Below are 24,709 nucleotides of genomic sequence, written 5' to 3' on the forward strand. Positions count from 1 at the left end.
ATAGAGAGCAGTGTGACTGTTCGTGTTTTGCGCGAGCAGCTTGCTTGGCTTTGTACCCACTACCCACTACCCACTACCCACTACCCACTACCCACTACTCACTACTCACTATTCGCTATTTCCCAATCAAATGCCGCGCCACGATCACACGCATGATCTCGTTGGTGCCTTCGAGAATCTGGTGCACGCGCAGGTCGCGCACCAGTTTCTCCACGCCGTAGTCGTGCAGATAGCCATAGCCGCCGAACAATTGCAGCGCCTGGTTGGCGACGTCGAAACCGGTATCGGTGACGAAACGCTTGGCCATCGCAGACCATTTCGAGGCGTCGTGCGCCTTGGCGTCCAGCTTCGAGGCAGCTGCATAAAGGAAGATGCGGGCGGCCTGCAGCTCCGTCTCCATGTCGGCCAGCTTGAACTGCAGTGCCTGGAACTGGTTGATGGTCGAACCGAAGGCCTTGCGCTCGGACGCATAGGTCAACGCCTTGGTGAGCGCCGACTGGGCACCACCCAGCGAGCATGCGGCGATGTTCAGCCGGCCGCCGTCGAGACCCGCCATGGCGATCTTGAAGCCCATGCCTTCGCCCGACAAAAGGTTCTCGGCCGGCACCTTGCAGTCTTCGAAGATGACGGTGCGGGTGGACTGCATGTGCCAGCCCATCTTGTGCTCGTTGGCGCCGAAGGAGAGGCCGGGTGCGTCCTTGGGCACGACCAGTGTCGAAATGCCCTTGGGGCCGTCCTCGCCGGTACGCACCATGGCGACATAGATGTCGGAATCGCCGGCGCCCGAGATGAACTGCTTGGTGCCGTTGACGACATAGTCCGATCCGTTGCCGCCCGAACGTGTCGCCCTGGTCTTCAGCGCGGCAGCGTCCGAACCGGATCCCGGCTCGGTCAGGCAGTAGCTGGCCAGCCATTCCATCGAGGTCAGCTTTGGCAGCAAGCGCTGGCGCTGCTCGTCATTGCCGAAGCGGTCGATCATCGAGGCCGCCATGTTGTGGATGGAAATGAATGAGGAGAAGGCCGGGCACGCGCGGGAAAGAGCCTCGAAGATCAAAACGGCGTCGAGCCGTCCGAGCGCTGAGCCGCCGACGTCGTCGCGTACATAGATGCCGCCCAGGCCGAGTGGCCCGGTTTCGCGGATCACATCGGCCGGAAAGTGCTTGGCCCTGTCCCATTCGAGCGCATTCGGCGCGACTCGTTCGTCGGCGAAGGCTTCGGCCATCGCCTGTATCGCGCGCTGGTCTTCGTTGAGCTCGAACTGGCCGCCGGCCGCCGTCGTGACGGTATCCATGGCGTCCTCCCGGATATGTCGTTTTTAGCTATGCGTGCATCGCAATCTAGACCAATGATGCGCCCGCGCAACCCGCGCTTTGGGTCCACATCCACCCTGGAGTGTGGCAAAGCGGCTGTGCGGCAATGCGTGAGCGGAGCAGGTGGTGACGACAATTTTCGACGAGCTGTTGGAAGCATTTCATGCTTTCCTCGGTCATGCCGACGCTTCGGTGGCGCGCGATGCCGCAGGCGCCGTCGACTGGGCGATGCCAGTCCGTCCGCTGGAGCCGCAATCCATACCGTGCGTTCGCCACCTTGACCGCGTCATTGAAATCGCGCCAGAGCGAGCAAAGCCGCTGGCGCACATGCTGGCTGACCATCGTGATGTATTACGGTGGGGGCAGACTTACGGCGAAGCGGATTTCGGTCGCGCCTTCCTCGACAATTACGGCTGGCTGGAAGTGTTCGGCACGCGCGGCCACTTCGCCAACGATATGGCGGCTGGCGGGTTTCTGATCCTCGGGCCGGGGATCGTCTATCCCGACCATCACCATGTCGCCGAGGAAATCTACATCCCGCTGACCGGTGGCACGGGCTGGCGCAAAGGCGAGGGCGCATTCCAGGTGCGCGACGCAGGCGAGGTCATCCACCATCCCTCCAACATCAACCATGCGATGAAGACGGGCGCCGAACCGTTGCTGGCGCTCTATCTCTGGCGGGGCGGGCCGCTTGCCGCCAGGTCCACTGTCACCGGCGGGGAAGCGTGAGCATGGCGAGGGCACTCATGCTGCAAGGCACCGGCTCCGACGTCGGCAAGACGGTGCTGGTAGCCGGGCTGTGCCGCGCCGCATTGCGGCGTGGGCTCAAGGTCAGGCCGTTCAAGCCGCAGAACATGTCGAACAATGCGGCGGTGGCGGAAATTCCCGGCGAGGCCGGCGGCGGCGAGATCGGTCGTGGGCAATGGCTGCAGGCGCTGGCCTGCGGCGTCGCGCCGACTGTCGACATGAATCCGGTGCTGCTCAAGCCGCAGACCGATGTCGGCTCGCAGGTCATCGTGCAGGGCAAGGTTTTCGGCGAGGCGCGCGCCCGCGACTACCAGACCATGAAGGGCCGCCTGATGGAGGCGGTGCTGAAATCCTGGGCGAGGGTGAAGGAAGACGCGGACCTCGTCATCGTCGAAGGGGCGGGTTCACCGGCGGAAATCAACCTCAGGCCGCGCGACATCGCCAATATGGGCTTTGCGACACGGGCCGATGTGCCGGTCGTGCTTGTCGGCGACATCGACCGGGGCGGCGTCATTGCCTCCGTGGCCGGCACGCATCTGATCCTGCCGGAGGAGGACCGGCGCATGATCGCCGGCTATCTCATCAACAAGTTCCGCGGCGATGTTTCGCTCTTCGACGATGGTATCCGGTCGATCCAAGGGTTCACCGGCTGGCGCTGCTTCGGTGTGGTGCCGTGGCTGAAAGCCGCGTCGCGGCTGCCGTCGGAAGATTCGGTCGTGCTGGAACGACTGGCGGCCGGTGAGAAACGCGCCCTGAAGGTCGCGGTGCCGATGTTGTCGCGTATTGCCAATTTCGACGATCTCGATCCGCTGAAGGCGGAGCCCCAGGTGGAGGTGGTGTTCGTGCCGCCGGGAAAACCACTGCCGGCCGATGCCGGGCTGGTGGTCATTCCCGGTTCGAAATCGACCATCGGCGATCTCCTGCATTTGCGCGAACAGGGCTGGGATCGCGACCTTGCTGCCCATGTCAGGCGTGGCGGCCATGTCGTCGGTATCTGCGGCGGCTTCCAGATGCTCGGCCGCACTGTACGCGATCCCGACGGTATCGAAGGCAGCGTGCGCGAGACCGAAGGGCTTGGTCTGCTCGACGTCGAGACGGTGATGGAGCCGGAGAAAACGGTGCGCACCAGCAATGCGCGCTCGACCGTTTTCGATCTGCCGCTGGGAGGCTACGAGATCCATCTAGGGCGCACCACCGGTCCGGATTGCCGCCGCCCGGCGGTGGTCATCAACAATGTGCCGGACGGCGCCACATCGCCCGATGGCAAGGTGTTCGGCACCTATCTGCATGGCCTGTTCGGGGCGGACGTCTTCCGGGCCCGTTTCCTGGAAAGCCTTGGTGTCACAGGTGGCGGTATCGACTATCGGGCCGATGTCGAGGCCGCGCTCGACGAAATCGCCATGGCGCTGGAAACACATCTGGACTGCGACGCACTGTTTGGTCTGGCGCGCTAGCGCATGGCGGATTTCGCAGCGGGCAGCGCGACAGGGGGATCGCGGCCGATGCGAAATCCGGGCGCGCCACGCCCTTTCGGGAAACCGTCAGTTCGGCTTGATGCCTGTCTTCGGCCAATAGGTGCCGAGCGACCAGACGTTGCCCTCGGGGTCGCGGCAGATGAACTCGCGGCTGCCATAGCCGCGATCCGTCAACCCTTCGAGGATTTCCGCGCCGGCCTCTTCGGCGCGCGCAAAGGCCACGTCCGCATCGTCGACGGCGATGTAGATGGAGCGGCCGTTGGGGCCAGGTTCGCCGACGATTTCGCCGAAGCGGTCGCGGCGTGTGGAGCCCAGCATGATCATCGCCGAACCAAGCGCGAGTTCGGCGTGCTGGATCATTTCGCCATCGTTGTAGCGGGCATGCACGGTGAAGCCGAAGGCCTTGGCGAGCCAATCGACCATCATGGGCGCGTCGCGGAAGCGCATGACGGGATAGAGGCGGGGCGGTTCGTTGGACATGGTCATCTCCTGTCGGATTGGACGATGCCTCATCCTGGCAGGCATGCGATGGGAGCGTCTTGAAGAAATGTTACCTTCGGCATCTGGCCGGACAGGCTGCGGTCAGGTGCTCAGCGTGCCGGGCGTCGTGCCGGCCAGGTCGCGGAATTCGCGGGCCAGATGCGCCTGGTCGGCGTAACCGCAGTCGGCGGCGATGCCGGCCCAATTGCCGTCTCCGCGCCGCGACAGCTGAAGCGCGCGGTTGAAGCGGACCATGCGCGCCAGTGTCTTCGGTGCTACACCGGTGGCATCGCGGAAGCGCTCGGCGAGATGCCGGCGGCTCCAGTCCAGTTCGGCGGCGATCAGGCCGATGCGCGTCTGTCCGCCGCTCTCCAGAATCCGGTCCACCGCCCAGGCAACTTGCGGGCCCGGTGACGATGCCACGGTGATGCGGCGGACGACGAAATCCTCGACGAGATCGAAGCGCCGGTCCCAGTCTTGCTCATTGCCGAGCGCCTCGCGCAAGGCGGCGCCGTCATGTCCCAGCACATCGTCCAGCGGCACCATGCGGTCGGTGAGTTCGCTGAGTGGCATCCGGAAGAAACGCCTCGCGCCGGCAAATGTGAAATTCACCTGCAGGCAACAGCTGTGACCGAAGGAATCGATCGTCACCGGGCCGGCATAGAGGCCGGCCGCGAAGCTGTCGTGGCGGTCGTCTTCTTGGGGAGGGCGGCCGAGCGCGATCGCGAAGTGCGCGTCGAAGTTGATCACCAGCGGTACGATCAGCGTCGCGTATTCGATTTGGCGGTAGTGGCCGGGCGTCAGTTCGCGATAGCCGCAAATGTCGGTCACGACCGAACGCAAAGCCGGCATAGGCGTCCGGCGCAGCATGAAAAAATTCTGCGGCGTCTCGCTCTCGCTGTCCTGGCTTTCGGCAGGCATCGCCATCTCCTCTGTAAAGGAGCTTAGCCGTTGCTCGCCGAAATCAAAAGTCGACCGATAGGGCGTGCCGTCAGACGCCGCGCAAAAGGCAGCCAGCCGCCAGAACGATATAGGCGATGAGCACGATCCATACCGCCGCCAGCGGTATGAAGGACAAGACGCCAAGCGCCGCCAGAAGGCCGATGATGGCAATGACGACGGAAATGATGAACACAATTTGGGTGGGTGCGCTGAGATTCATGTCTGGATTCCCTCTCCACATGATTCGTGCAGGGCAATGCTATCAGCGCTGGCCTCAGACACCAATCAGAACGCGCAGCGGGTTGGCGGGGTCTATCAGAAGTTTTGCGGCCAGCGCCACGCAGGTCAGCACCAGCAGCGGCTTGATCAGCTTCGCGCCGACGCGCACCGCCAGGCTGGCGCCGAGCCTGGCACCGAGGAACTGGGCGATGCCCATGACGATGCCGACTTTCCAGAAGATCACGCCGACCGTGGCGAAGACGGCGAAGGCGCCGATGTTGGAGGCGAAATTCAGCAGCTTGGTGTGCGCGGTGGCCTTGAGCACGCCGTAACCGGCGAGCGCGACGAAGGCCAGCATGAAGAACGAACCGGCGCCGGGTCCGAACAGGCCGTCATAGAAACCGATCGCCGGGACGACCGTCAGGCCGAGCAGGAAGGGCGACAGTCGTTCGGTGCGGTCGACATCGCCCATATTGGGCTTCAGCGCGAAGTAGAGCGCGATCGCGATCAGGATGAGAGGCAGCGCGGCGCGCAGCACATCGCCGGGAACGACCGTTGCCGCGATGGCACCGAGCACGCTGCCAAGAAGCGACATCAATGCCGACGGCCATTGCTTGAGAGGATCGACCTGACCCTTGGCCGCATAGGCGAGGGTAGCCGAGCCGGAGCCGAAAAGCCCCTGCAGCTTGTTGGTGCCGAGTGCCTCGATCGGCGAGAAACCGGCCAGGAGCAGCGCCGGGATCGTGATCAGCCCGCCGCCGCCGGCGATAGAATCGATGATGCCGGCCACGAAGGCGGCCAGCCCGAGCATGGCGACGGTTTGAAAGGTGAGATCGATCATGGGGCGGAGAGCGCCGGGAGAGGAACAAACGGGGAGACAGCGGCGTTCCATCATAGGCAACCCGTTTGCGCAAGGGCCAATACGCGCTACCTATGAGGCCCGATTCTGGAGGAACGCGATGGCGATGGCGCTGCTGGACAAGATTCGCTCGATCTTCGAAGGCGACCCCGGAGTGCGCAAGGTCGCCGACGATCCGGTGCTGTCGGCCGAATTGCTGATGCTGTTTCGCATGATCCTGGCCGACGGGTCCGTTTCGGAAAGCGAGATGGAGGTCTTCCGCCGCATCTGCTCCGGCTCCTTCGGCATCCCCGAGGACAGCATCGACGCGGTGATCGAATATCTCAACGAGTTCGGCTACGAGACCAATGGTTCGCAGGCGATTGCCATGTTCCGCGACCTCGATGTGGAGCGTCGCAAGCTGCTGGCACAACACATGGTCGAGATCGCGAAGGCCGACCACCATCTCGCCGACAACGAGGTGAAGCTTCTGCGCCGCTCGCTCGATTTGCTCGGCATCAACCCAGTGGATCTGGTGAAGAGCTGACACCGCCGACGCAACCGGCCGATTGAACCAATAAGGGTAGTCGTTTGAGCTTTGCCGACAGCTATCTCGGACGGCTGCGAAAACTGATCGGGCACCGCCTTGTGTTGGTGCCCGGCGCACGCATCGTCATCGAGCGCGATGATGGCTTTATCTTGCTGCACAAGCGCACCGATTTCGACGCTTGGGGCCTGCCGGGCGGCAGCGCCGAGGAAGGCGAGGATATCGAGACGATCATCATGCGCGAGGTCGCCGAGGAAACCGGACTGGTCGTTCGCGACGTCAAGCCTTTCGCCTTCGGCAGCAATCCCCGCTACGAAAGCTTCGAATTCCCCAATGGCGATCGGACCCAGTTCTTCGTGCTGATTTTCTACACGCGCAGCTTTACGGGGGAGGCCGCCGCCATGGACGACGAAAGCAGCGCGGTTGGATGGTTCGCACCCGGCGCGCTGCCCGAAATGCTGCCCAACATGGCACGCAGCGCAGAAGCCTATGTCCGGTTCAAGAAGACCGGCGAATTCCAGATGATCTAGGTTTTCGTCGGCCGACTGAGCCGCTTCTCAGCCTTGTTCCTGCATTCTGCGGGCAATGGCGCGGTGCAGGTCGGGCGCGGCAGTGACCAACGCCTGTGCTGCTTCCGATTGCGGATGGTCGAGGACTTCCCCGGTTCTGCCGCGTTCGACGATCCTGCCTTCATGCATGACCAGCACCTCGTCGGTGATGGCGCGGGCAACGGTCAGATCGTGAGTGATGAACAGATAGGCGACGCCCAACCGGCTGTTCAAATCCGCGAACAGGTCGAGGATCTGGGCGCGGATCGACACGTCGAGGGCCGAAACCGGCTCGTCGGCGACGACCAGTTTCGGTCGCGTGATGATGGCGCGCGCGATCGACAGGCGCTGGCGTTGGCCGCCCGAGAATTCGTGCGGGTATTTGTCGAGATCGGACGGGCCGAGCCCGACTTCGTGCAGCGCCTGCGCCACCATCTCGCGGCGCTCCGCCGGCAAGGGTTTCTTCTCCAAGAGATGCAGGGGCTCGGCCACCAGCTTTTCGACCTTCTGGCGTGGATCGAACGAACCGTAAGGGTCCTGGAACACCACTTGCATGTCGCGTCGCGCCGGCTTCAGTTCCGCCTCGTCCCGACGCGAGATCGTCTCGTTGCGGAAGCGGATCGTGCCGGCGTTCGGGTTGTCGAGGGCGAGGATCATGCGCGCCAGTGTGGACTTGCCGCAGCCCGAGCGGCCGACGAGTGCCACCGATTGGCCGGGCGCTATCGTCAGCGAAACGTCGTCGACGGCGTGAACGGGCGCGCCGCGTTTGAAGAAGGAGGTACGGCGGCCGGGATAGAGACGCGAGACGTTTTCGACGGACAGGAGAGGGGGCGCTTTGCTCACTCCCACTGGGGCGGGCAATCGCTCCGGCACATGCATCGAGGCGAGCGCCAGTTGCCGCGTATAGGGATGCAACTGATCGGAAAGCGTGCGCGCGGTCTCTCCGGCCTCCATCACCTCGCCATGGCGCAGGATGGTGATGCGGTCGGACATTTCGGTGACCACGGCCAGGTCGTGCGAGATGAGCAGCAGGCCCATATTGTTCTCGCGCACCAGATCGCGCAGCAGGTCGAGGATCTGCGCTTGCAAGACGACGTCGAGGGCAGTGGTCGGTTCGTCGGCGATCAGGAGTTTCGGCTTCAGCGCGCAGGCGATGGCGATGACGACACGCTGGCGCTGGCCGCCGGACAGTTCATGCGGATAGCGGCTGAGCGGGAACTTCGCCTCCGGCAAACCGACCCGGTCCAATATCTTTCGCGCGCGTTCTTCCGCTTCGGCGCGGCCGGCTTTGGTGTGCCAGCGAATGCCTTCCGCAACCTGTTCGCCGATGGTCTTGACCGGATTGAGCGCGGTCATCGGTTCCTGGAACACCATGCCGATGTCGTCGCCGCGCAAGGCGCACATCTGGTCCTCGGTTGCGGCGAGGATGTCGATACCGTCGAAACGCACGCTGCCCGCAGCCCTGGCCGTGAACGGCAGCAACTGCATCACGGTCATTGCCGTCATCGATTTGCCCGAACCGGATTCGCCGACCAGCCCGACCACCTCACCCGGCGCGACGGAAAGATCGATGTCTTTCAGGATCGGGCGGCTGCCGATCGAGAGCGACAGGTTCTCGATTTCAAGCAGGCTCATCGGCGTCGCCGCGACTTGGGATCGAGATTGTCAGCAATGCCGTCACCGAGCAGGTTCAATGCCAGAACCGTGATCACGATGGCCATACCCGGGAAGATCGCCATCCAGGGCGCTTGTGTCATGCGGGTCTGCGCCTCGAACAGCATCCGGCCCCAGCTCGGCATCGGCGGTTGCGCGCCGAGGCCGAGATAGGAGAGGCTGGCTTCAGCCAGGATGCCCAGCGCGAACTGGATCGTGCCCTGCACCAGCAGCAACGTCGCGATGTTGGGCAGGATGTGCTCCACCGTGATCAGCGTCTTGCCCTTGCCGGCGGCGCGGGCGGCAAGGATGTACTCACGCGGCCAGATGGTGAGGGCGCCGGCGCGCGCGACACGGGCGAAGACCGGAATGTTGAAGATGCCGATGGCGATGATGGCGTTAACGGCGCCGGGGCCGAAGATGGCGGTGATCATGATAGCCGACAAAAGCGCCGGGAAGGCGAAAACGAGGTCGTTCAGCCGCATCAGCGCTTCGTCGACCAGGCCGCCGCGCGCCGCCGCCCACGTGCCGAGCGGCACGCCGATGCCCATGCCGATGCCGACGGCGACCAAAGCGACGGCGATGGAGTTGCGGGCGCCGATCATGATCATCGACAGGATGTCGCGGCCGAAATGGTCGGTACCGAACCAATGCGCCGCGGACGGCGCCAGCATTTTGTCGGAAATCACCAGCCGAGTGATGTCGTAGGGCGTCCACAGGAACGAAAGGGTGGCCATCGCGGCGACCAGAACGGTGATCGCGAACCCGAGCACGAAGGACCGGTGCCGGAAGGCTTTCGCGACCAGGGAGCCGAAGGTTTCCCGCGGGATTTCAGTCTGTAGCGTCACGATCGTGTCCTCAGGCGCGGATCCACGAGCGCATAGGAGAAGTCGACCAGGAGGTTGACGAGGATGACGGCGGCGACCAGCAACATGACGCCGCCTTGCACCACGATCAGGTCGCGCTGGTTAATGGCCTGGAAGACAAGCCGGCCGAGGCCGGGGAGATAAAAGACATTCTCGATAATGATGGTGCCGGCTAGCAGGAACGCGAATTGCAGACCGAGGATCGTCAGCACCGGGATCATGGCATTGCGCAGCGCATGCCGCCACAGGACGGCGCGGTAGGGCATGCCCTTGGCGCGCGCGGTGCGGATATAGTCCTCGGACAAGACTTCGATCAGCGCCTGCCGCGTCACGCGGGCAAGGATCGCGGCCTGCGGCAGTGCCAGCGCAATGGCCGGCAGGACCAGCGCCTTCAGTGCCGGCCAGATGCCGCTTCCCCAGCCCGGGAAACCGCCCGCCGGCACCCATTTCAGCCAGACGGCGAAAAGATAGATCAGCAGCAGGGCGAACCAGAAGTTCGGGATGGCGACGCCGATTTGCGAAGCGCCCATGGAGACGGTGTCGCCGAAACGGCCTTGGCGGGCGGCGGCGTAGAGACCGACCGGAATGGCGATCAGCGTCGACAGGGCGAGCGCCATCAGCGCCAGCGGCAGGGAGACGACGATGCGCTCGCGCACCAGGTCGATCACCGGCACCGCATAGGTGTAGGAACGGCCGAAATCGAGCACGGCAAGATTGCCGATCCAGTGCAGGTAGCGCAGCAGAAGCGGGTCGTTCAGCCCCATCTGCGTACGCAGCTGCTCGACCTGCTCGGCGCTGGCGCTCATGCCGAGCATCAGCCGCGCGGGATCGCCGGGCAGCACTTCCAGCACGGCGAACACGACGATCGAGGCAAGCACCAGCGTGGCGAAGGCGATTGCGATGCGCTTGAAAAGATAGGCGGTCATGCGCGGCGCACTTTTCCTTCTCCCCGTTCACGGGGAGAAGGTGTGCCAAACGAACGGATGAGGGGCAATAATATGCTCTGCAATGTCTGGCGCCGCCCCTTAATTGCCTGCTGGTATCTTCTCCCCGCGAACGGGGAGAAGATACCTTTCATCAATCCGCCCACTTCACCTTGGTGAGGTCGTTGGCCGGCACCGGCTGGTTCTGCCACAGGCCTTCCAGCTTGGAGTCCCAGACACCCACCTTGGGCAATTCGAACATGAAGCCGACCACGGCATCGTCGGCGAGGATCTTCTGCGCCTTGCCCAGCAATTCCTTGCGCTTGGCTTCGTCTGCGGTGAGGTTCAACTCGTCGATGACCTTGTTGAACTCGGGGTTGTGGTAGTTGAAGTAGTAGTCCTTGCGCGAATAGATATCGATGTCGTTCGGCTCGGTATGGGACACGATGGTGAAATCGTAGTCCTTCTTGGTGAACACCTGATCCAGCCATTGCGCCCATTCGACCGGGATGATCTCGAGGTCGATGCCGATCTCGCGCAATTCCGACGCGACGATCTCGCCGCCGAGACGCGCATAGTCGGGCGGCGGCAATTTCAGCGTCGCCTTGAAGCCGTTCTCCAGTCCGGCTTCCTTCAACAGCGCCTTGGCCTTGGCCGGATCGTGCGGGTACACGCCGGTCAGGTCGACATAGTCTTTGTTGGACGGCGACATGTGCGAGCCGATCGGTACGCCGAGACCGGCCGAGGCGCCGTCGATGATCGCCTTGCGGTCGAGCGCGTAGGACACGGCCTGGCGCACCTTCAACTGGTCGAGCGGCGACTTCTTGTTGTTCATGGCCAGGATGGTCTCGCCCTCGGTGGCACCGACCACGACCTTGAGGTTGGGCGCATCCTTAACCTGGGGAACGGCATCCGGTGAAAAGAACGGGAATGCCTGCACGTCGCCGGACAGCATCGCCGCCACGGCCGCCGCGGCATCGGGAATGAAGCGGAATTCGGCCTTGTCGAGATGAACCGGCTCGCCCCAGTAATTGTCGGTTTTCACGAGCGTCAACGAGGAGCCCTTCACCCAGTTCTGGAATTTGAAGGGGCCGGTGCCGATCGGCTTTTCCTTGTTGGTGTCGGCGCTTTCTGGCGCCACGATCACCGCGTCGCCCCAGCCCATATTGTAGAGGAAGGAACCCTGCGGCTGCTTCAGCGTCACCTTCACCGTCGTCGGGTCGACGACCTCGACGGTGTCGATGGCGGCGAAAAGCTGTTTTTGCGCGTTCTGGGAATTTTCGGCACGGGCGCGGTCCAGCGAGAACTTGACGTCCGAGGCATCGAAATCGGTGCCGTCGTGGAACTTCACGCCCTTGTGTAGCTTGAACGTATAGACCTTGCCGTCATCCGAAATCGTCCAGCTTTCTGCGAGGTCCGGCAGCACTTCGCCATTGGGGCCGATGCGGGTCAGGCCCTCGAAGATGTTGGCGTAGGTGACTTCGCGGATGGCTGCGGCGGCTCCCGCCGTCGGGTCGAGATGCGGCGGCTCAAGCACCATGCCGAGCACCAGATCGGTGCGGGCGGCCATCGCCGCGGTGCTAGAGGCCAGCGCGACAGCAGCCGCGGCCAGAATGGTCTTCCAGTGCCTCATCTCAAACTCCCTCAATGTTAGCCCGGCGGGATAGAAGCGTGAAATCCCGTTCTAGTAAATCGCATTTGTTTTCCCCGATGATGCTGATGGGGAAATCTTATGCCAATGTATCGGCTCCATCCGGCAGCTCTGTTCGGGCGGTGCCGGGATGGCGCGCAGGGAGTGAGACGATGGATGCCGCAATGCTCAAGAATCTCCAGGCCCCGCTCAAGGAGGCCTATCGCGAGACACCCGAGAAGGCGCTCATCACTTTGCGCGCCAAAGGCTCGATCGACGACCAGTCGATCGCCTGCAAGGTCGAGACCGGCCGTGCCTTGGCGATAGCCGGGCTTCATCCGGCAACCGGCGGCAGTGGATTGGAGCTGTGCTCCGGCGACATGCTGCTGGAAGCGCTCGTCGCCTGCGCGGGCGTCACGCTGAAGGCGGTCGCAACCGCGCTCGAGTTCCAGCTGGCGGCGGCGGCGATCACGGCCGAGGGCGATCTCGATTTTCGCGGCACGCTGGGCGTTGCCAGGGATACGCCGGTCGGCTTCCGGGCGGTGAGGTTGGGGTTCCAGTTGCAGACGGACGAACCACAGGAGCGGATCGATTCGCTTGTGAAACTCACCGAGCGCTACTGCGTGGTGTTGCAGACGATCAACCAGCGGCCCGATCTGTCGGTAACGGCACACAGGGTCTAGCGGGCCCCGCCGCGCAGCAACACGTTCAAGCCGATTGCCATCACCTTGGCCGACTGGACCATGTCGTCGATGCCGACCCATTCGTCCGGCCGATGGGCGAGATCGAGAATGCCGGGCCCGTAGGCAATGCAATCGAACAGATGGCCAATGCGGGCAACGTGTTTCTGGTCATAGGTGCCGGGCGAGATCACATAAGCGGGCTCGCGCTCGAACACCTGCATGATGCCTTCGGCCACGGCCTTGACCACCGGCGCGTCGCGCTCGGTCATGGTCGGCTGGACCTCCATGACGTCGCGGATGCGGTAATCGAACCTGGCGCGCTCGCGCTTCAAGCGGTCGAGGATGTCGGTCACCTCGCGCTTCACTTCATCGATCCTTTCTTCCAGCAGGAAGCGGCGGTCGATGGTGAGGCGGCACGAATCCGGCACGTTGGGCGAGGGCAGGCCCGGCCTGAAGTCCTCGGTCTGGCCGCCATGGATGGAATTGATGTTCATGGTGGAGCGGCGCGCGCCCTCCGGCACCACCGGCATCGACGTCTGCTTCTTGTCCAGCGCCGGGAACAGGTCCGCCTCGAAGGCCGCCAGGACCGCGCCCATGTGGCGAACCGCATTGTCACCGAGGAACGGCATCGAGCCATGGGCGATTTCGCCCAGCGTCTCGATCTCCGCCCACCATACGCCGCGATGGCCGAGGCAGATGCGGTCCTTGTTCAACGGTTCTGGAATGATGACGTGATCGACCTTCGGCTTTGAGAAATAACCCTTGCTGGCCAGATAGGCGACGCCGCCGAAGCCGCCCGATTCCTCGTCCACCGTGCCCGATATCTCGATCGCGCCGGGAAAGTCAGGATAGGCATCCATGAAGGCTTCAACGGCGATGATGGAGGCGGCGAGGCCGCCCTTCATGTCGCAGGCGCCGCGGCCATAGACCCGGCCATCCTTCACCACACCGGCAAAGGGATCGACGGTCCAGCCTTCGCCGGCCTCGACCACGTCGATGTGGGAGTTGAAATGCACGGTCGGTCCCGGCGTGCGCCCATCGAAGCGGGCAACGACATTGACACGCGGATAGCGGTCGTTGTCGCCGGGCGTGCCTTCGCCACGGACCAGTTCCGTCTCGAAGCCGCGTTTCTTCAGGCGCTCGGCGATGTATTCCGCGCATGGCCGGTAGGCTTCGCCGGGTGGGTTGACCGTCGGGAAGCGGATCAGGTCAGCGGTCAGCGCGACGAGGTCGTCGGTGCGTGCATCGATGCCATGCAAGAGTCGGTCGGTCATTGGGCGAAGTTGAGCAGGGAAAGACGTCACCTTGCAAGCCTAGCGATTGAGCCAAACAGCGTCAGCACGTGGCGCAGCTGCAGCCGTGGGAAGAAACGCTGGGCGTTCACACGTTCGCGATTGGCGGAAGATCAATAGCCTTTGTGTAAGCTGGCTCACTGTTCTTTTAACATTTGAAAGATAGTGTGAAGCGGCAGGCACGCGGAGACACAGGAGCAAGCAAGGGGAAGTATGCTCATGAAAAGGTCCGTTTTACTGGGCGGGATTTTTGCGATGGCACTGCTTGGGGTGCTGTCGGAAGCGAAGGCAGACAGTCTCGTCGCCAGGATCAACATTTCTACACAGACGATGACCGTCAGTCGTTACGGCGAGGTGCTCTATCGCTGGAGCGTTTCGACGGCGCGCAAGGGTTACGTCACGCCGAGCGGAAGCTGGCGGCCGAAGCGTTTGCACCGGATGTGGTATTCGCAGAAATACGACAATTCGCCGATGCCATGGTCCGTCTTCTACAATGGCGGCTTTGCCGTGCACGGCACCAATGCGGTCCGTCAACTCGGACGGCCGGCGTCGCATGGTTGCGTGCGGCTCTCTACGGCCAACGCCGCCACATTCTACGCGCTGGTCAAGGAAGTCGGCATGAGCGGCACACGCATCGTGGTGACGAACTAAACTGGCATCGATAAAGTCAGACAGGCCGGCGATCAGGCCGGCCTTCTCGTGCCGGCTTCATCGGCGGAGGTTTTGCGCGATCGCTACGATTCTTAGTGCCGTTTGCTCGCATCCGGCATCATTTGAATAATGAAACATCCATAACCGCCGGTTTCACGCATTTCCTTTCTTCGATGCCCTCGATAGTACTTCGGTGTGAGGAGCTATCGATGAGTCCCAAGCCGTATGTGGCTCTGTCCGAACCCGTCGCTGACGAGGTCCGCAAGACGACCTGCTACATGTGCGCGTGCCGCTGCGGCATCAACGTGCACATCAAGGACGGCAAGATCCGCTACATCGAGGGCAATCGCGACCATCCGGTCAACAAGGGCGTTCTGTGCGCCAAGGGTTCGGCCGGCATCATGCAGCACTATGCGCCAGCGCGTCTGCGGGCGCCGCTGAAGCGGGTGGGGCCGCGCGGTTCCGGCAAATTCCAGGAGATTGGCTGGGACGAGGCGCTGGCGATCGCCACCGGCTGGCTGGACAACGTGCGCCGCGACGATCCGAAGAAGCTCGCCTTCTTCACCGGGCGCGACCAGTCGCAATCCCTGACCGGCTTTTGGGCGCAGCAGTTCGGCACGCCGAACTATGCCGCCCATGGCGGTTTCTGCTCGGTCAACATGGCCGCCGCCGGCATCATGACCATTGGCGGCGCCTTCTGGGAGTTCGGCCAGCCGGACTGGGAGCGGACGAAGCTGTTCGTTTTGTTCGGGGTGGCGGAGGATCACGATTCCAACCCGATCAAGATGGGCATCGCCAAACTGAAGCGGAATGGTGCCCGTTTCGTCTCGGTCAACCCGGTGCGCACCGGCTACTCGGCGGTAGCCGACAACTGGATCGGCGTGCGGCCCGGCACTGACGGCCTGTTGATCCTGGCCATCGTGCATGAGCTCCTGAAGGCGCGCCGCATCGATGTCGACTATCTGGTGCGCTATTCCAATGCCACCTGGCTGGTGATCGACGCCCCGGGCACCGCCGAGCACGGCCTGTTCGCGCGGGATGGCGAGGGCAAGCCGCTCGTCTTCGAAAGCGTGACGGAACAGGTCGTTGCGGCAGGCGCCAGGGGGGCAAGGGCAGCGCTTTCCGGCCGCGTGCAACTGGCCGATGGTCGTTTCGCGGTACCGTCCTTCCAGTTGCTCGCCGAAAAATACCTGGACCCGAAATACGCGCCGGAAGCCGTGGCCGGGGAAACCGGCGTCGCGGTCGAGACCATTCGCGGGCTGGCGGCGGAGATCGGCCGCGTGGCCTTCGACGAGACGATAACGATCGAACAACCGTGGACCGACATCAACGGCCAACGCCATGAAGCCTTTGTCGGGCGGCCGGTGTCATTCCATGCCATGCGCGGGATTTCGGCGCATTCCAACGGCTTCCAGACGGCGCGGGCGCTGCATATGCTGCAGGTGCTGATCGGCGCGGTCGATTGCCCGGGCGGGTTCCGCTTCGAGCCGCCTTATCCCAAGCCCGTGACGGCGCATCCGACGCCGCATGGACGGGCCGAGCATTTCGGCTCCAACAAGCCGCTGTCAGGGCCGCATCTAGGCTTTCCGCGCGGGCCGGAAGATCTTTTGATCGATGCCGAGGGTAAGCCGACCCGTATCGACAAGGCGTTTTCTTGGGATGCGCCGCTTTCGGTGCACGGGTTGATGCATATGGTCATCGCCAACGCCCATGCCGGCGATCCGTATCCGATCGACGTGTTGTTCCTCTACATGGCCAACATGGCCTGGAACTCGTCGATGAACACCGCGGGCGTCATCCGCATGCTTGAGGACAAGGACACGGAGACTGGCGAATACAAGATCCCGAAGATCATCTATTCGGACGCCTATGCCTCCGAAATGGTCGCCTATGCCGACCTCGTCCTGCCCGATACCACCTATCTCGAACGGCATGACTGCATTTCGCTGCTCGACCGGCCGATCTCGGAGCCGGATGCCGTGCAGGATGCCATCCGCTGGCCGGTGGTCGAGCCGGACCGCGACGTGCGCGGCTTCCAGAGCGTGCTGATCGATCTCGGCGCGCGCCTCAGATTGCCCGGTTTCGCCGACAACCACGGCAAGCCGTTGTACAAGGATTACGCTGACTACATCGTTCGCCACGAACGCCGGCCGGGCATCGGCCCTCTGGCCGGGTTTCGCGGTCTCAACGGCGATCGCGCCGGGCGCGGCGCCGCCAATGCCGAGCAATTACAACGCTATATCGACAACGGTTCGTTCTTTTCGGCGCATATCCCGCTGGAGGCGCAGTTCTTCAAACACGCCAACCAGGCCTATCAGGACTTCGCCGTGCGTATGGGCTTCTTCGACACGCCGCAGCCCGTCACCTTCCAGCTCTACCAGGAATCGCTGCAGAAATTCCGCTTGTCGGCGCAGGGGCTGCGCGAACCAATCGCGCCTGAAACGCACCGCGAGCGCATCCTCGCAAGCTTCGATCCGCTGCCTGACTGGTACCGGCCGTTCGGCGAGGCGATGGTCGACAGAGGAGAGTTTCCCTTGCACGCCATCACCCAGCGCCCGGCGGCGATGTATCATTCCTGGGGCTCGATGAATGCCTGGTTGAGGCAGATCCACACGTCGAACGCGCTTTATGTACCGGGGCCGATCTGCGACCGGCTGGAGCTCGCCGACGGCGACTGGGTATGGCTGATCTCGCATCACAGCCGCATCAAAGTGCCGGTCCAGCGCATGGAGGCAGTCAATTCTTCGACAGTGTGGACGTGGAACGCCATCGGCAAGCGGGAAGGCGCCTGGGGGCTGAATCGCGATGCGCCGGAAGCACAAAAGGGCTTCCTGATGAATCACTTGATCCACGAACTTCTCCCATCGCGGGAAGACGGCCGGCGATGGTCGAATTCCGATCCGATCACTGGCCAGGCTGCCTGGTATGACCTCAGGGTTCGTATCGAAAAGGCCGACAAGGGCGCGGTGAGCGAGCCGCATTTCTCGACACTCGCCGAACCGGGTAAAGCGCGAGCGCATCCCACCGAATTGCGCTACGGACAGGAGTGGGCATCATGACCAGCCTGCCTGCGTTGCCCACGCCTAAAAAACTCGGCCTCGTCATCGATCTCGACGTCTGCGTCGGCTGCCATGCCTGCGTCGTCAACTGCAAGGAATGGAATACCGGCGGTTATGGCGCCGCGCTGTCCGATCAAAACCCCTATGGTGTCGATGTTTCCGGTGCCTGGCTGAACCGCGTCCACTCCTTCGAGGTAATGCCGGAGGGCGGCCAGATCGTCGGCGAGGCGGGTGAAGCGCGCATCGTGCATTTCCCCAAATCCTGCCTGCATTGCGAGGACGCACCCTGCGTTACCGTCTGCCCGACGGGCGCTTCCTACAAGCGTGCCGAAGACGGCATCGTGCTGGTCGATGAGGACAAATGCATCGGCTGCGGCCTCTGCGCCTGGTCGTGCCCCTATGGCGCGCGTGAAATGGACCTTGCTGCCGGGGTGATGAAGAAGTGCACGCTGTGCATCGACCGCATCTACAACGAAACGCTGGAAGAGGTGGACCGGCAGCCGGCCTGCGTGCGTACTTGTCCCGCCAACGCCCGCCATTTCGGCGATCTCGCGGACCCATCTTCCGCGGTCTCGATCATGGTGGCGCAACGTGGCGGCATCGACCTGATGCCGGAGCAGGGGACGCGCCCGACAAACAAATACCTGCCGCCACGGGCGCGGACGCCGCTGGCGGCGAGCGCGGGTCTGGTGGGGAAGGCCGAAGACACAAGCGGCGCCACCGGCTTTTTCGCCTGGCTCGACGGCATGCTGGACCGTATCTGATCCATGCATCCGGCCTTTTCCATCATCGTTTTCACAACGCTTTCCGGGCTCGGCTACGGGCTGGCGGCGGTGCTGGGGCTTGGCCTGCTCGACCCTGCGGCGGTCGCCACCAAGCTCGCCTACATGACGGCGCTGGCGCTGATCGCAGGCGGGCTCTTGTCGTCGACCCTGCATCTCGGCAACCCGCAACGTGCCTGGCGGGCGCTTTCGCAATGGCGGTCGAGCTGGCTGTCGCGGGAGGGCGTGCTGTCGTTGCTGACCTTCGTGCCGCTTATCGTGTCGGCCTGGCTCTCGGTCGTCTACGGACGCTATTCGGCGCCCTTTGGGATTGCCGCAACCGTGCTGTCGCTCGCCACTGTCTTCTGCACGTCGATGATCTATGCGTGCCTGAAATCGGTGCAAGCCTGGCATACGCGGCTGACGCCGGCCTGTTATCTGCTGTTTTCGCTGGCTGGCGGGTCGCTGCTCGGCGCGATGTTCGCGACTGCTGGTGGTCGCGGCGGCATTCCGCTGTTGTTGCCGGCGCTGGTTTTCCTCATCGCGGCCTGGGCGGTGAAGATCGCCTGGCTGCGCAATCTCGACGGCCTGGTGCCATTGTCGACACCGGAAAGCGCCACGGGGCTCGGCGCCATCGGCCGCGTGCGGCTGTTTGAGCGGCCGCATGTCACCGAAAACTACCTGACCAACGAAATGGGTTTCCGCGTCGCGCGCAAGCATGCTGAAAAACTGCGCAGGCTGGCGCTGTTGCTCGGCGGGCTATTGCCTGGAGGGCTGATCTTCCTGGTGCTGGCCGCGCTGATGGCTGGCGCAAACGCGGGTTTGGCCGCGACCTTAACCCTGGCGGTCGCGGCGCTTTCCCACGTCGTCGGCATGTTTGTCGAACGCTGGCTGTTCTTTGCCGAAGCGCGCCACGCGGTGATGAATTATTACGGTGGGTAAGAATTTTCGACGCGACTGATCGCGTTCTCGATCCGCAATCGAAGCGGGTCGGTCGGGTCAGTTGCCGGCGATAGCCGGCTTGGCCGCCTTTTTCTTGCGCACGTTGCGCAGCCGCTTCGCCAATCGCCTGAGTGCCGCGAACTTTTCACCCGGTTTCGCCGGCTGCTGGCCGCCCCACGGCGTCCACAAGGCAACGCCCTTCTGTCTGATCTGTTCGTCCGTCATCGCCCACAACCCTGCCACGACGTCACTGTCCGGCAAAAAAGTTAACGATCAAGTGCGGCGGAAGTTGTGCATTTTCACGATCTCGCACGTAGCGCGGATCAATTTCGTGCGACCACAGCGATGGCAAGGCGGATTGCACCAAATCAAAGTGCTGGAGCGTCCTTTGCGCGTCCGAACGGACACGCGGCGCTCTAGCGGGTGCGGCCCCTGATCTGCCAGCGCTTGTGGAACCACATCCACTGGCCGGGATCGTCGCGCACCCAACCTTCAACCGTGTCATTCATCAATTGCACTGTCGCGGCGACGTCCAGTTGGCCTGCTGCGTTGCGCGGCAAATCGAGCTTGTCGCAAAGGGTGAGCCGGAACCTGTTGCCGGGCAGGCGCACGGAAAAAACGGGATAGACATCGCACTCGAACTGCCGCGCCAGCTTCGGCACCAGCGGGCTGGTCTGGCACTGCCTGCCGAAGAAGGTGGAAAGCACCCCGTTGGTGAACTTCTGGTCGACCAGCGCGCCGACATTACTGCCGCGCTCCAGAACCTGCGCCATGGCGAAAGACACGCCGTTCTTCGACGCGAGCAGTTCGCCCATCGTCGCCGCGCGCGTCTTGAAGATGTATTCGGCGAGATAGGGATTGTTCGGGGCGCGAAACAACGCCGAGACCGAAAGGTCGAAGGTGGCGGCGGCCACCGGCAGCAACTCGAAATTGCCCATATGCGCGGTGAAGAAGATGTGCGGCTTCTTCTCGTCGCGAATTTTCAGGAACAGTTCCTTGCCGATGACCTCGACGCGGCCCGGCGTCTCGGCATCGGGGTCGTAGTCGAAGAGTTGGCCGAGGAAGACATATTCCCCGGCCAGGCGCCCCATATTGCCCCACATGTCGGAGGCGATCTTTTCGATCTCGGCCTCGCTCTTGTCCGGGTAGGCTTCCTTGATGTTGGCGATCGCCACACGATGGCGGCCAACCATCGGACCTATCTTGCGCGTTACGCGGTCGATGAAGGAAAGCGCGCGGTCGGGCGGCAGCAAGCGCAGGATCGCCAGGAGCGCCATGGCGACACGCGCGGTGAGCCAATATTCCGCGACTTTCAGGCCGCGCAACGTCTTATAGACGAGCGGGCGCAGCATCGGTTCCCGCGTGCCGGCCATCAGCCCACGCGCAGGATGATTTTGCCGAAGACGTCGCGGCCTTCCATGCGCTTCAACGCCGCGTCGATGCCGCTGAAATCGACCTCGGTGTCGATGACCGGGGCAACGAGGCCGGCGGCCATCTTTTGCATCGCATTGGCCATGTTCTCCATGCGGCAGCCGAAGGAGCCGAGCAGCTTCAATTGCTGCTGGAAAAGCATCATCAGGTTAATCTCGGTGGAGACGCCGGAGGTCGAGCCGCAGGTGACGAGGCGGCCGCCGCGCTTGAGGGAGAACATCGAGCCGGCCCAGGTGTCCTTGCCGACATGTTCGAAGACGACGTCGACGCCCTTCTTCTTGGTGATCTTGCGCACCGCGCCCTCGAAGCGATCCTCGCGGTAGTTGATGACGTGGTCGGCGCCGAGCGCCTTGGCCTTCTCGATCTTGTCGTTGGAACCGACGGTGGTGATGACGGTGCAGCCGATCTTCTTGGCAAGCTGGATCGCGGCCGAGCCGATGCCGGAGCCGCCGGCATGGACAAGGATCGTTTCACCCGGTTCCAGCTTAGCGTTGTCGAACAGCATATGCTCAACCGTGCCGAAGGTGACCGGCGCGACGGCCGCACCGATAGCGTCGACGCCAGGAGGGGCGGGCACCAGCAGGCGGGCGGGAAGGTTGATCTTCTCCTGCGCGAAGCCGTCGAGATGGAAACCGTGCACGCCGCCGACATGCTCGCACAGATTGTCGCGCTTCTCGCGGCAGGCGCGGCACAGCCCGCAGGTGCGCGCGCCATAGATCGAGACGAGCTGGCCGGGAACCAGGTTCGAGACGCCGGGGCCGACCGCCTCGACCTCGCCGGAGGCCTCCGCGCCGACGGTGAGCGGCAGCTTGCGCTTGGCAAAGGCCATGCCGCGCCAGCCCCATACGTCGATGTGGTTCAGCGCCACGGCCTTGATGCGCAGCGTCACTTCGCCAAGAGCAGGCGGCGGCGGCGGAGCGATATCGACGATTTCGAGCCGCCGATCCTCGATGAGTTGCAGTGCGCGCATATGGTCTTGCGTCCAGTTATGTTTTCGAAAGAGGAAAACAGGGCAATAAGGGAATAGGGCTGCAAGGCAATAGGTTCAGGCGAAATAGCAGGAATCAAGCCGCAATTCGCTGCTCGTCGCCCTACGGCCTTATTCCCTATTCCCTTCTTGTCTGCGCCGTAGCGCCCCAGAGCGCTGCCTTAAACAGGTTCCCGCGCCATGACAAGGCAAGTGTTCTGGCCGCCGAAGCCGAAGGAATTGGACAGAACCGTGCCGACCTTGGCCTCGCGCTTCCTGTTCGGCACCACGTCCAGCGCGATCGCGGGGTCGGGGTTGTCATAGTTGATGGTCGGCGGAATGACGCCTTCGCGCATGGTCATCAGCGAGAAGGCTGCTTCGATGGCGCCCGCTGCCGACAGCGTGTGGCCGATCATCGACTTGTTGGACGAGATCGGGATCTGGCTAATGCGCTCGCCGAAGACAGTGGACAGCGACATATGTTCCATCTTGTCGTTTTCCGGCGTCGAGGTGCCGTGCGCGTTGATGTAGTCGATCTCGTCCTCGGAAAGGCCGGCGTCGGCAAGCGCTGCCTTGACCGCCGCGATGGCCGGCGAACCGTCCGGCTTGGAGCGGGTGCGGTGGAAGTCGTCGGCCTTTTCGCCGCAGCCGCGCAGGATTCCGAGCACGGTAGCACCGCGCGCCAGCGCGCTTTCCAGCGATTCCAGCACGAGCGCAGCCGAACCTTCGGCGAGCACGAAGCCGTCACGATCCTTCGAGAAGGGCTTCGAGGTCTTTTCCGGCACGTCGTTGGAAGTGGACAGCGCCGAAAGCAGCGAGAAGCGGATCAGCGCCTCGGCGGTGGCCGAGCCGTCGGCGCCGATTGAGAGCGCACGTTCGCATTCGCCGCGGCGGATCGCCTCGACGCCGAGCTGGATGGCGGTGGCGCCCGAAGCGCAGGCGGTGGAGAGCGTGATTGGCAGGCCGGTCGTGCCGAAAGCGTCGGCCAGGCGATCGGCAATGGTGCCGAACTGCGCGGAATCGAACATGTCAGAGGAATTCAGTCCGCGCGCAACTTCCAGGATGCGATCGGAGGCATTTTCCCGATCGCCGCCCTTGTAGAGCGCCAGCCTGTCATGCCAGTCGAGCTCGACCGGCGGCGAGGCGAGGAAGAGCGGGCCGCCGAAATTCTCGGCGTCGATGCCGGCCTCGGCGACGGCCTCGCGCGCAGCCGTTTCGGCCAGCTCATAGGTCAGTGCGCTGGCGCCCTTGCTGCTCGACGGCAGGAAATCGACCATGCCGGAGACGCGGGTGTTGAGCTGGTCGACGGGGAAGCGGGTGATGGGGTGGATGCCGGACTTGCCGGCGGTCAGGGCCGCCCAGTTATCGGCCTTGCCGATGCCGAGCGACGTGACCACGCCGATGCCGGTAACGGCAACAACCGGCCTGCCCAGATGATCTTTCAGCTTCGCCATGCCTCAATCCTCGACCGTTTTCGCCTTGCGCCGCGATCCAACCCCGCCGCCATGCGGCCAGCAGGTGCCGCTTAAGCGGCGCTGACCAGCGCCAGTCCCTCGAATTGGTGATAGCCGACCGCTGTTGCCAGTACCTGCTCGGGAATTCCGTCGAAATTGCGCTCGGATGCCGCGTCGAAGGTCGGGTAGGGCGCCTTGTTGTGGATGGCAAGTGCGGCCAACGCCACGGCGAAGGGGAACTGCGCTTCCTTCATGTGGCCGGTTAGCGTGCCGAAGCCGCGCACGGCAAGATTGGCGCGGGCGTCGAATGCGGCCTTCTCGGCGGTCGTGGCCGCGCGGCCACCCGAGGCACCCGACAACGCCAGAAGCGGGCCGGCTGGCAGGTTTGCGGTGCCAAGCAGTGCCTCAATACCGGCGCTTAGTTCGCCGCGCTTGCGGCGCGCGCGACCGGACTGGACCGGGCCGAGTTCGGCGTAGATGCGGCCACCACGCTTTTCGGCATGTTCGCGGCTTTCCAAAACGAGGAAAGCGCCGCCGGAACCGGAGACGACGCCGCCGCCTTCCGAAGCGTCGCGTTGCCAGACGGGCTTCCAGGCTCCCCTGTGCAGGTAGGCGCCGAGCTCGTAGCCCAGAAGCATGTCGGGATGTTCGGTCTGGAAGGCGCCGCCCACCAGCATATGCGTGGACTGGCCGGAGCGGATGCGTGCGGCGGCGGTTTCGACCGCGGCGACGCCGGCACCTTCCTCGCCCATGAAGGTGCGCGAGGAACCGGTCACCTTGTGCACGATCGAGATATTGCCAGCGAGCAGATTGGAAAGCTGCGCCAGAAACAGCGTCGGTCTCAGCTCCGTGGTCAGCTTCTCGTTGAGCAGGACATCGAAGTCGGGCCGGTTTTCGGATGCGGCCAGGATAGCGTTGTCGACCGCCACGTCACGCTCGCCACCGCCGGCGGCAACGACCATGTCCATGGTGGCGCACAGCGCCTCGTCGGTCTTGATGCCGGCATCGTCGAGCGCCAGCCCCGCCACATAGGTGCCCAGCCGCTGCCAGGTTTCCATCTGGCGCTGGTCGCCGCGCTTGGCGATCTGCAGATTCCAGTCGATCTCGGGCAGGGGGTGGACGGTGTAGGGCGCGAAGCGTTCCGAATCGAGCACGGGCTTGGCGCCCGCTGTCGTCAGCTTTTGCCAATGCGCGTTCGGGCCTTCCCCCAAAGAGGAAACGAGGCCGATGCCGGTGATGACGACGTCATGGGATGTCATGGGCGGTTTTTGGGTCAGCGCGCGCCGCCCGT

At 63.6% G+C, this 24,709-nt stretch carries 24 protein-coding genes; 9 read left to right on the forward strand and 15 right to left on the reverse strand.

The window, feature by feature from the left end; all coding sequences use genetic code 11:
* Nucleotides 1-115 precede the first annotated feature (115 nt).
* Entirely contained in the window at nt 116-1,291 is a 1,176-nt protein-coding gene (locus tag AB4136_RS08730) for an isobutyryl-CoA dehydrogenase (protein ID WP_024926848.1), read from the reverse strand.
* Nucleotides 1,292-1,436: 145 nt separating this feature from the next.
* On the opposite strand from AB4136_RS08730, the gene AB4136_RS08735 reads away from it, so the two are divergent.
* Both AB4136_RS08735 and AB4136_RS08740 read left to right on the forward strand, forming a co-directional pair.
* Nucleotides 1,437-2,039 carry a dimethylsulfonioproprionate lyase family protein gene (locus AB4136_RS08735; protein WP_137900554.1) on the forward strand — a complete coding sequence of 201 codons (603 nt, stop codon included), beginning with the start codon at nt 1,437-1,439 and terminating at the stop codon, nt 2,037-2,039.
* Nucleotides 2,040-2,041: 2 nt separating this feature from the next.
* Complete coding sequence (locus AB4136_RS08740; protein WP_137900555.1) at nt 2,042-3,511, forward strand: cobyric acid synthase; 1,470 nt, start codon at nt 2,042-2,044, stop codon at nt 3,509-3,511.
* A gap of 87 nt (nt 3,512-3,598) precedes the next feature.
* Here AB4136_RS08740 and AB4136_RS08745 read toward each other — a convergent pair whose 3' ends face one another.
* The 4 genes from AB4136_RS08745 to AB4136_RS08760 all read right to left on the reverse strand — a co-directional run bounded on the left by AB4136_RS08745 (nt 3,599) and on the right by AB4136_RS08760 (nt 6,014).
* Entirely contained in the window at nt 3,599-4,018 is a 420-nt protein-coding gene (locus tag AB4136_RS08745) for a VOC family protein (RefSeq protein WP_137900556.1), read from the reverse strand.
* A gap of 96 nt (nt 4,019-4,114) precedes the next feature.
* Complete coding sequence (locus AB4136_RS08750; protein ID WP_137900557.1) at nt 4,115-4,933, reverse strand: helix-turn-helix domain-containing protein; 819 nt, start codon at nt 4,931-4,933, stop codon at nt 4,115-4,117.
* Between the two features lie 70 nt (nt 4,934-5,003).
* The gene (locus AB4136_RS08755; protein WP_137900558.1) at nt 5,004-5,174 is read right to left on the reverse strand and encodes a DUF4175 domain-containing protein; all 171 of its coding nucleotides are present in this window, start codon (nt 5,172-5,174) and stop codon (nt 5,004-5,006) included.
* Between the two features lie 54 nt (nt 5,175-5,228).
* Entirely contained in the window at nt 5,229-6,014 is a 786-nt protein-coding gene (locus AB4136_RS08760) for a TSUP family transporter (RefSeq protein WP_024926853.1), read from the reverse strand.
* Nucleotides 6,015-6,132: 118 nt separating this feature from the next.
* On the opposite strand from AB4136_RS08760, the gene AB4136_RS08765 reads away from it, so the two are divergent.
* Complete coding sequence (locus AB4136_RS08765) at nt 6,133-6,558, forward strand: TerB family tellurite resistance protein (RefSeq protein WP_024926854.1); 426 nt, start codon at nt 6,133-6,135, stop codon at nt 6,556-6,558.
* A 44-nt stretch (nt 6,559-6,602) separates the two neighbouring features.
* Nucleotides 6,603-7,088 carry an NUDIX domain-containing protein gene (locus AB4136_RS08770; RefSeq protein WP_024926855.1) on the forward strand — a complete coding sequence of 162 codons (486 nt, stop codon included), beginning with the start codon at nt 6,603-6,605 and terminating at the stop codon, nt 7,086-7,088.
* A gap of 27 nt (nt 7,089-7,115) precedes the next feature.
* Here AB4136_RS08770 and AB4136_RS08775 read toward each other — a convergent pair whose 3' ends face one another.
* The 4 genes from AB4136_RS08775 to AB4136_RS08790 all read right to left on the reverse strand — a co-directional run bounded on the left by AB4136_RS08775 (nt 7,116) and on the right by AB4136_RS08790 (nt 12,181).
* Nucleotides 7,116-8,741: an ABC transporter ATP-binding protein gene (locus tag AB4136_RS08775; RefSeq protein WP_024926856.1), complete on the reverse strand. Its 1,626-nt coding sequence runs from the start codon at nt 8,739-8,741 to the stop codon at nt 7,116-7,118.
* Nucleotides 8,738-9,607, reverse strand: a complete 870-nt coding sequence (locus AB4136_RS08780; protein ID WP_024926857.1) for an ABC transporter permease — start codon at nt 9,605-9,607, stop codon at nt 8,738-8,740. Before AB4136_RS08780 ends, AB4136_RS08775 begins: the two co-directional genes overlap by 4 nt.
* Nucleotides 9,604-10,551 (reverse strand): ABC transporter permease, encoded by a 948-nt coding sequence (locus AB4136_RS08785; RefSeq protein ID WP_024926858.1) that lies wholly within the window; start codon nt 10,549-10,551, stop codon nt 9,604-9,606. Before AB4136_RS08785 ends, AB4136_RS08780 begins: the two co-directional genes overlap by 4 nt.
* Nucleotides 10,552-10,702: 151 nt before the next feature.
* Nucleotides 10,703-12,181 (reverse strand): ABC transporter substrate-binding protein, encoded by a 1,479-nt coding sequence (locus AB4136_RS08790; protein WP_024926859.1) that lies wholly within the window; start codon nt 12,179-12,181, stop codon nt 10,703-10,705.
* A 170-nt stretch (nt 12,182-12,351) separates the two neighbouring features.
* Between AB4136_RS08790 and AB4136_RS08795 the strand changes: the two genes are divergently transcribed.
* Complete coding sequence (locus tag AB4136_RS08795; protein ID WP_024926860.1) at nt 12,352-12,861, forward strand: OsmC family protein; 510 nt, start codon at nt 12,352-12,354, stop codon at nt 12,859-12,861.
* Here the strand turns inward: AB4136_RS08795 and AB4136_RS08800 are convergent.
* Nucleotides 12,858-14,135 carry an acetylornithine deacetylase/succinyl-diaminopimelate desuccinylase family protein gene (locus AB4136_RS08800; protein ID WP_024926861.1) on the reverse strand — a complete coding sequence of 426 codons (1,278 nt, stop codon included), beginning with the start codon at nt 14,133-14,135 and terminating at the stop codon, nt 12,858-12,860. The genes AB4136_RS08795 and AB4136_RS08800 overlap by 4 nt on opposite strands.
* A 237-nt stretch (nt 14,136-14,372) precedes the next feature.
* On the opposite strand from AB4136_RS08800, the gene AB4136_RS08805 reads away from it, so the two are divergent.
* The 4 genes from AB4136_RS08805 to AB4136_RS08820 all read left to right on the forward strand — a co-directional run bounded on the left by AB4136_RS08805 (nt 14,373) and on the right by AB4136_RS08820 (nt 19,566).
* Nucleotides 14,373-14,804, forward strand: a complete 432-nt coding sequence (locus AB4136_RS08805) for a L,D-transpeptidase (protein ID WP_024926862.1) — start codon at nt 14,373-14,375, stop codon at nt 14,802-14,804.
* A gap of 209 nt (nt 14,805-15,013) precedes the next feature.
* Nucleotides 15,014-17,863 carry a molybdopterin oxidoreductase family protein gene (locus AB4136_RS08810; protein WP_024926863.1) on the forward strand — a complete coding sequence of 950 codons (2,850 nt, stop codon included), beginning with the start codon at nt 15,014-15,016 and terminating at the stop codon, nt 17,861-17,863.
* Nucleotides 17,860-18,627: a 4Fe-4S dicluster domain-containing protein gene (locus AB4136_RS08815; protein ID WP_024926864.1), complete on the forward strand. Its 768-nt coding sequence runs from the start codon at nt 17,860-17,862 to the stop codon at nt 18,625-18,627. The genes AB4136_RS08810 and AB4136_RS08815 overlap by 4 nt, the downstream gene beginning before the upstream one ends.
* A 3-nt stretch (nt 18,628-18,630) precedes the next feature.
* Entirely contained in the window at nt 18,631-19,566 is a 936-nt protein-coding gene (locus AB4136_RS08820) for a dimethyl sulfoxide reductase anchor subunit family protein (RefSeq protein WP_024926865.1), read from the forward strand.
* Between the two features lie 57 nt (nt 19,567-19,623).
* Here AB4136_RS08820 and AB4136_RS08825 read toward each other — a convergent pair whose 3' ends face one another.
* The 5 genes from AB4136_RS08825 to AB4136_RS08845 form a co-directional block, all read right to left on the reverse strand.
* Nucleotides 19,624-19,791, reverse strand: a complete 168-nt coding sequence (locus AB4136_RS08825) for a hypothetical protein (protein WP_161773091.1) — start codon at nt 19,789-19,791, stop codon at nt 19,624-19,626.
* Nucleotides 19,792-19,982: 191 nt separating this feature from the next.
* Complete coding sequence (locus tag AB4136_RS08830) at nt 19,983-20,939, reverse strand: lipid A biosynthesis lauroyl acyltransferase (protein ID WP_024926866.1); 957 nt, start codon at nt 20,937-20,939, stop codon at nt 19,983-19,985.
* Nucleotides 20,939-21,967, reverse strand: coding sequence for a zinc-binding dehydrogenase (locus tag AB4136_RS08835; RefSeq protein WP_024926867.1), 1,029 nt, complete (start codon nt 21,965-21,967; stop codon nt 20,939-20,941). The genes AB4136_RS08830 and AB4136_RS08835 overlap by 1 nt, the downstream gene beginning before the upstream one ends.
* Before the next feature lie 179 nt (nt 21,968-22,146).
* On the reverse strand, nt 22,147-23,418 hold the full coding sequence (locus AB4136_RS08840; protein WP_024926868.1) for a beta-ketoacyl-ACP synthase: 1,272 nt from the start codon (nt 23,416-23,418) through the stop codon (nt 22,147-22,149).
* Nucleotides 23,419-23,489: 71 nt separating this feature from the next.
* Entirely contained in the window at nt 23,490-24,677 is a 1,188-nt protein-coding gene (locus AB4136_RS08845) for a beta-ketoacyl-ACP synthase (protein ID WP_024926869.1), read from the reverse strand.
* Nucleotides 24,678-24,709 lie beyond the last annotated feature (32 nt).

The organism is Mesorhizobium sp. 2RAF21 (genome assembly GCF_052115345.1).
Lineage (GTDB): Bacteria > Pseudomonadota > Alphaproteobacteria > Rhizobiales > Rhizobiaceae > Mesorhizobium > Mesorhizobium terrae.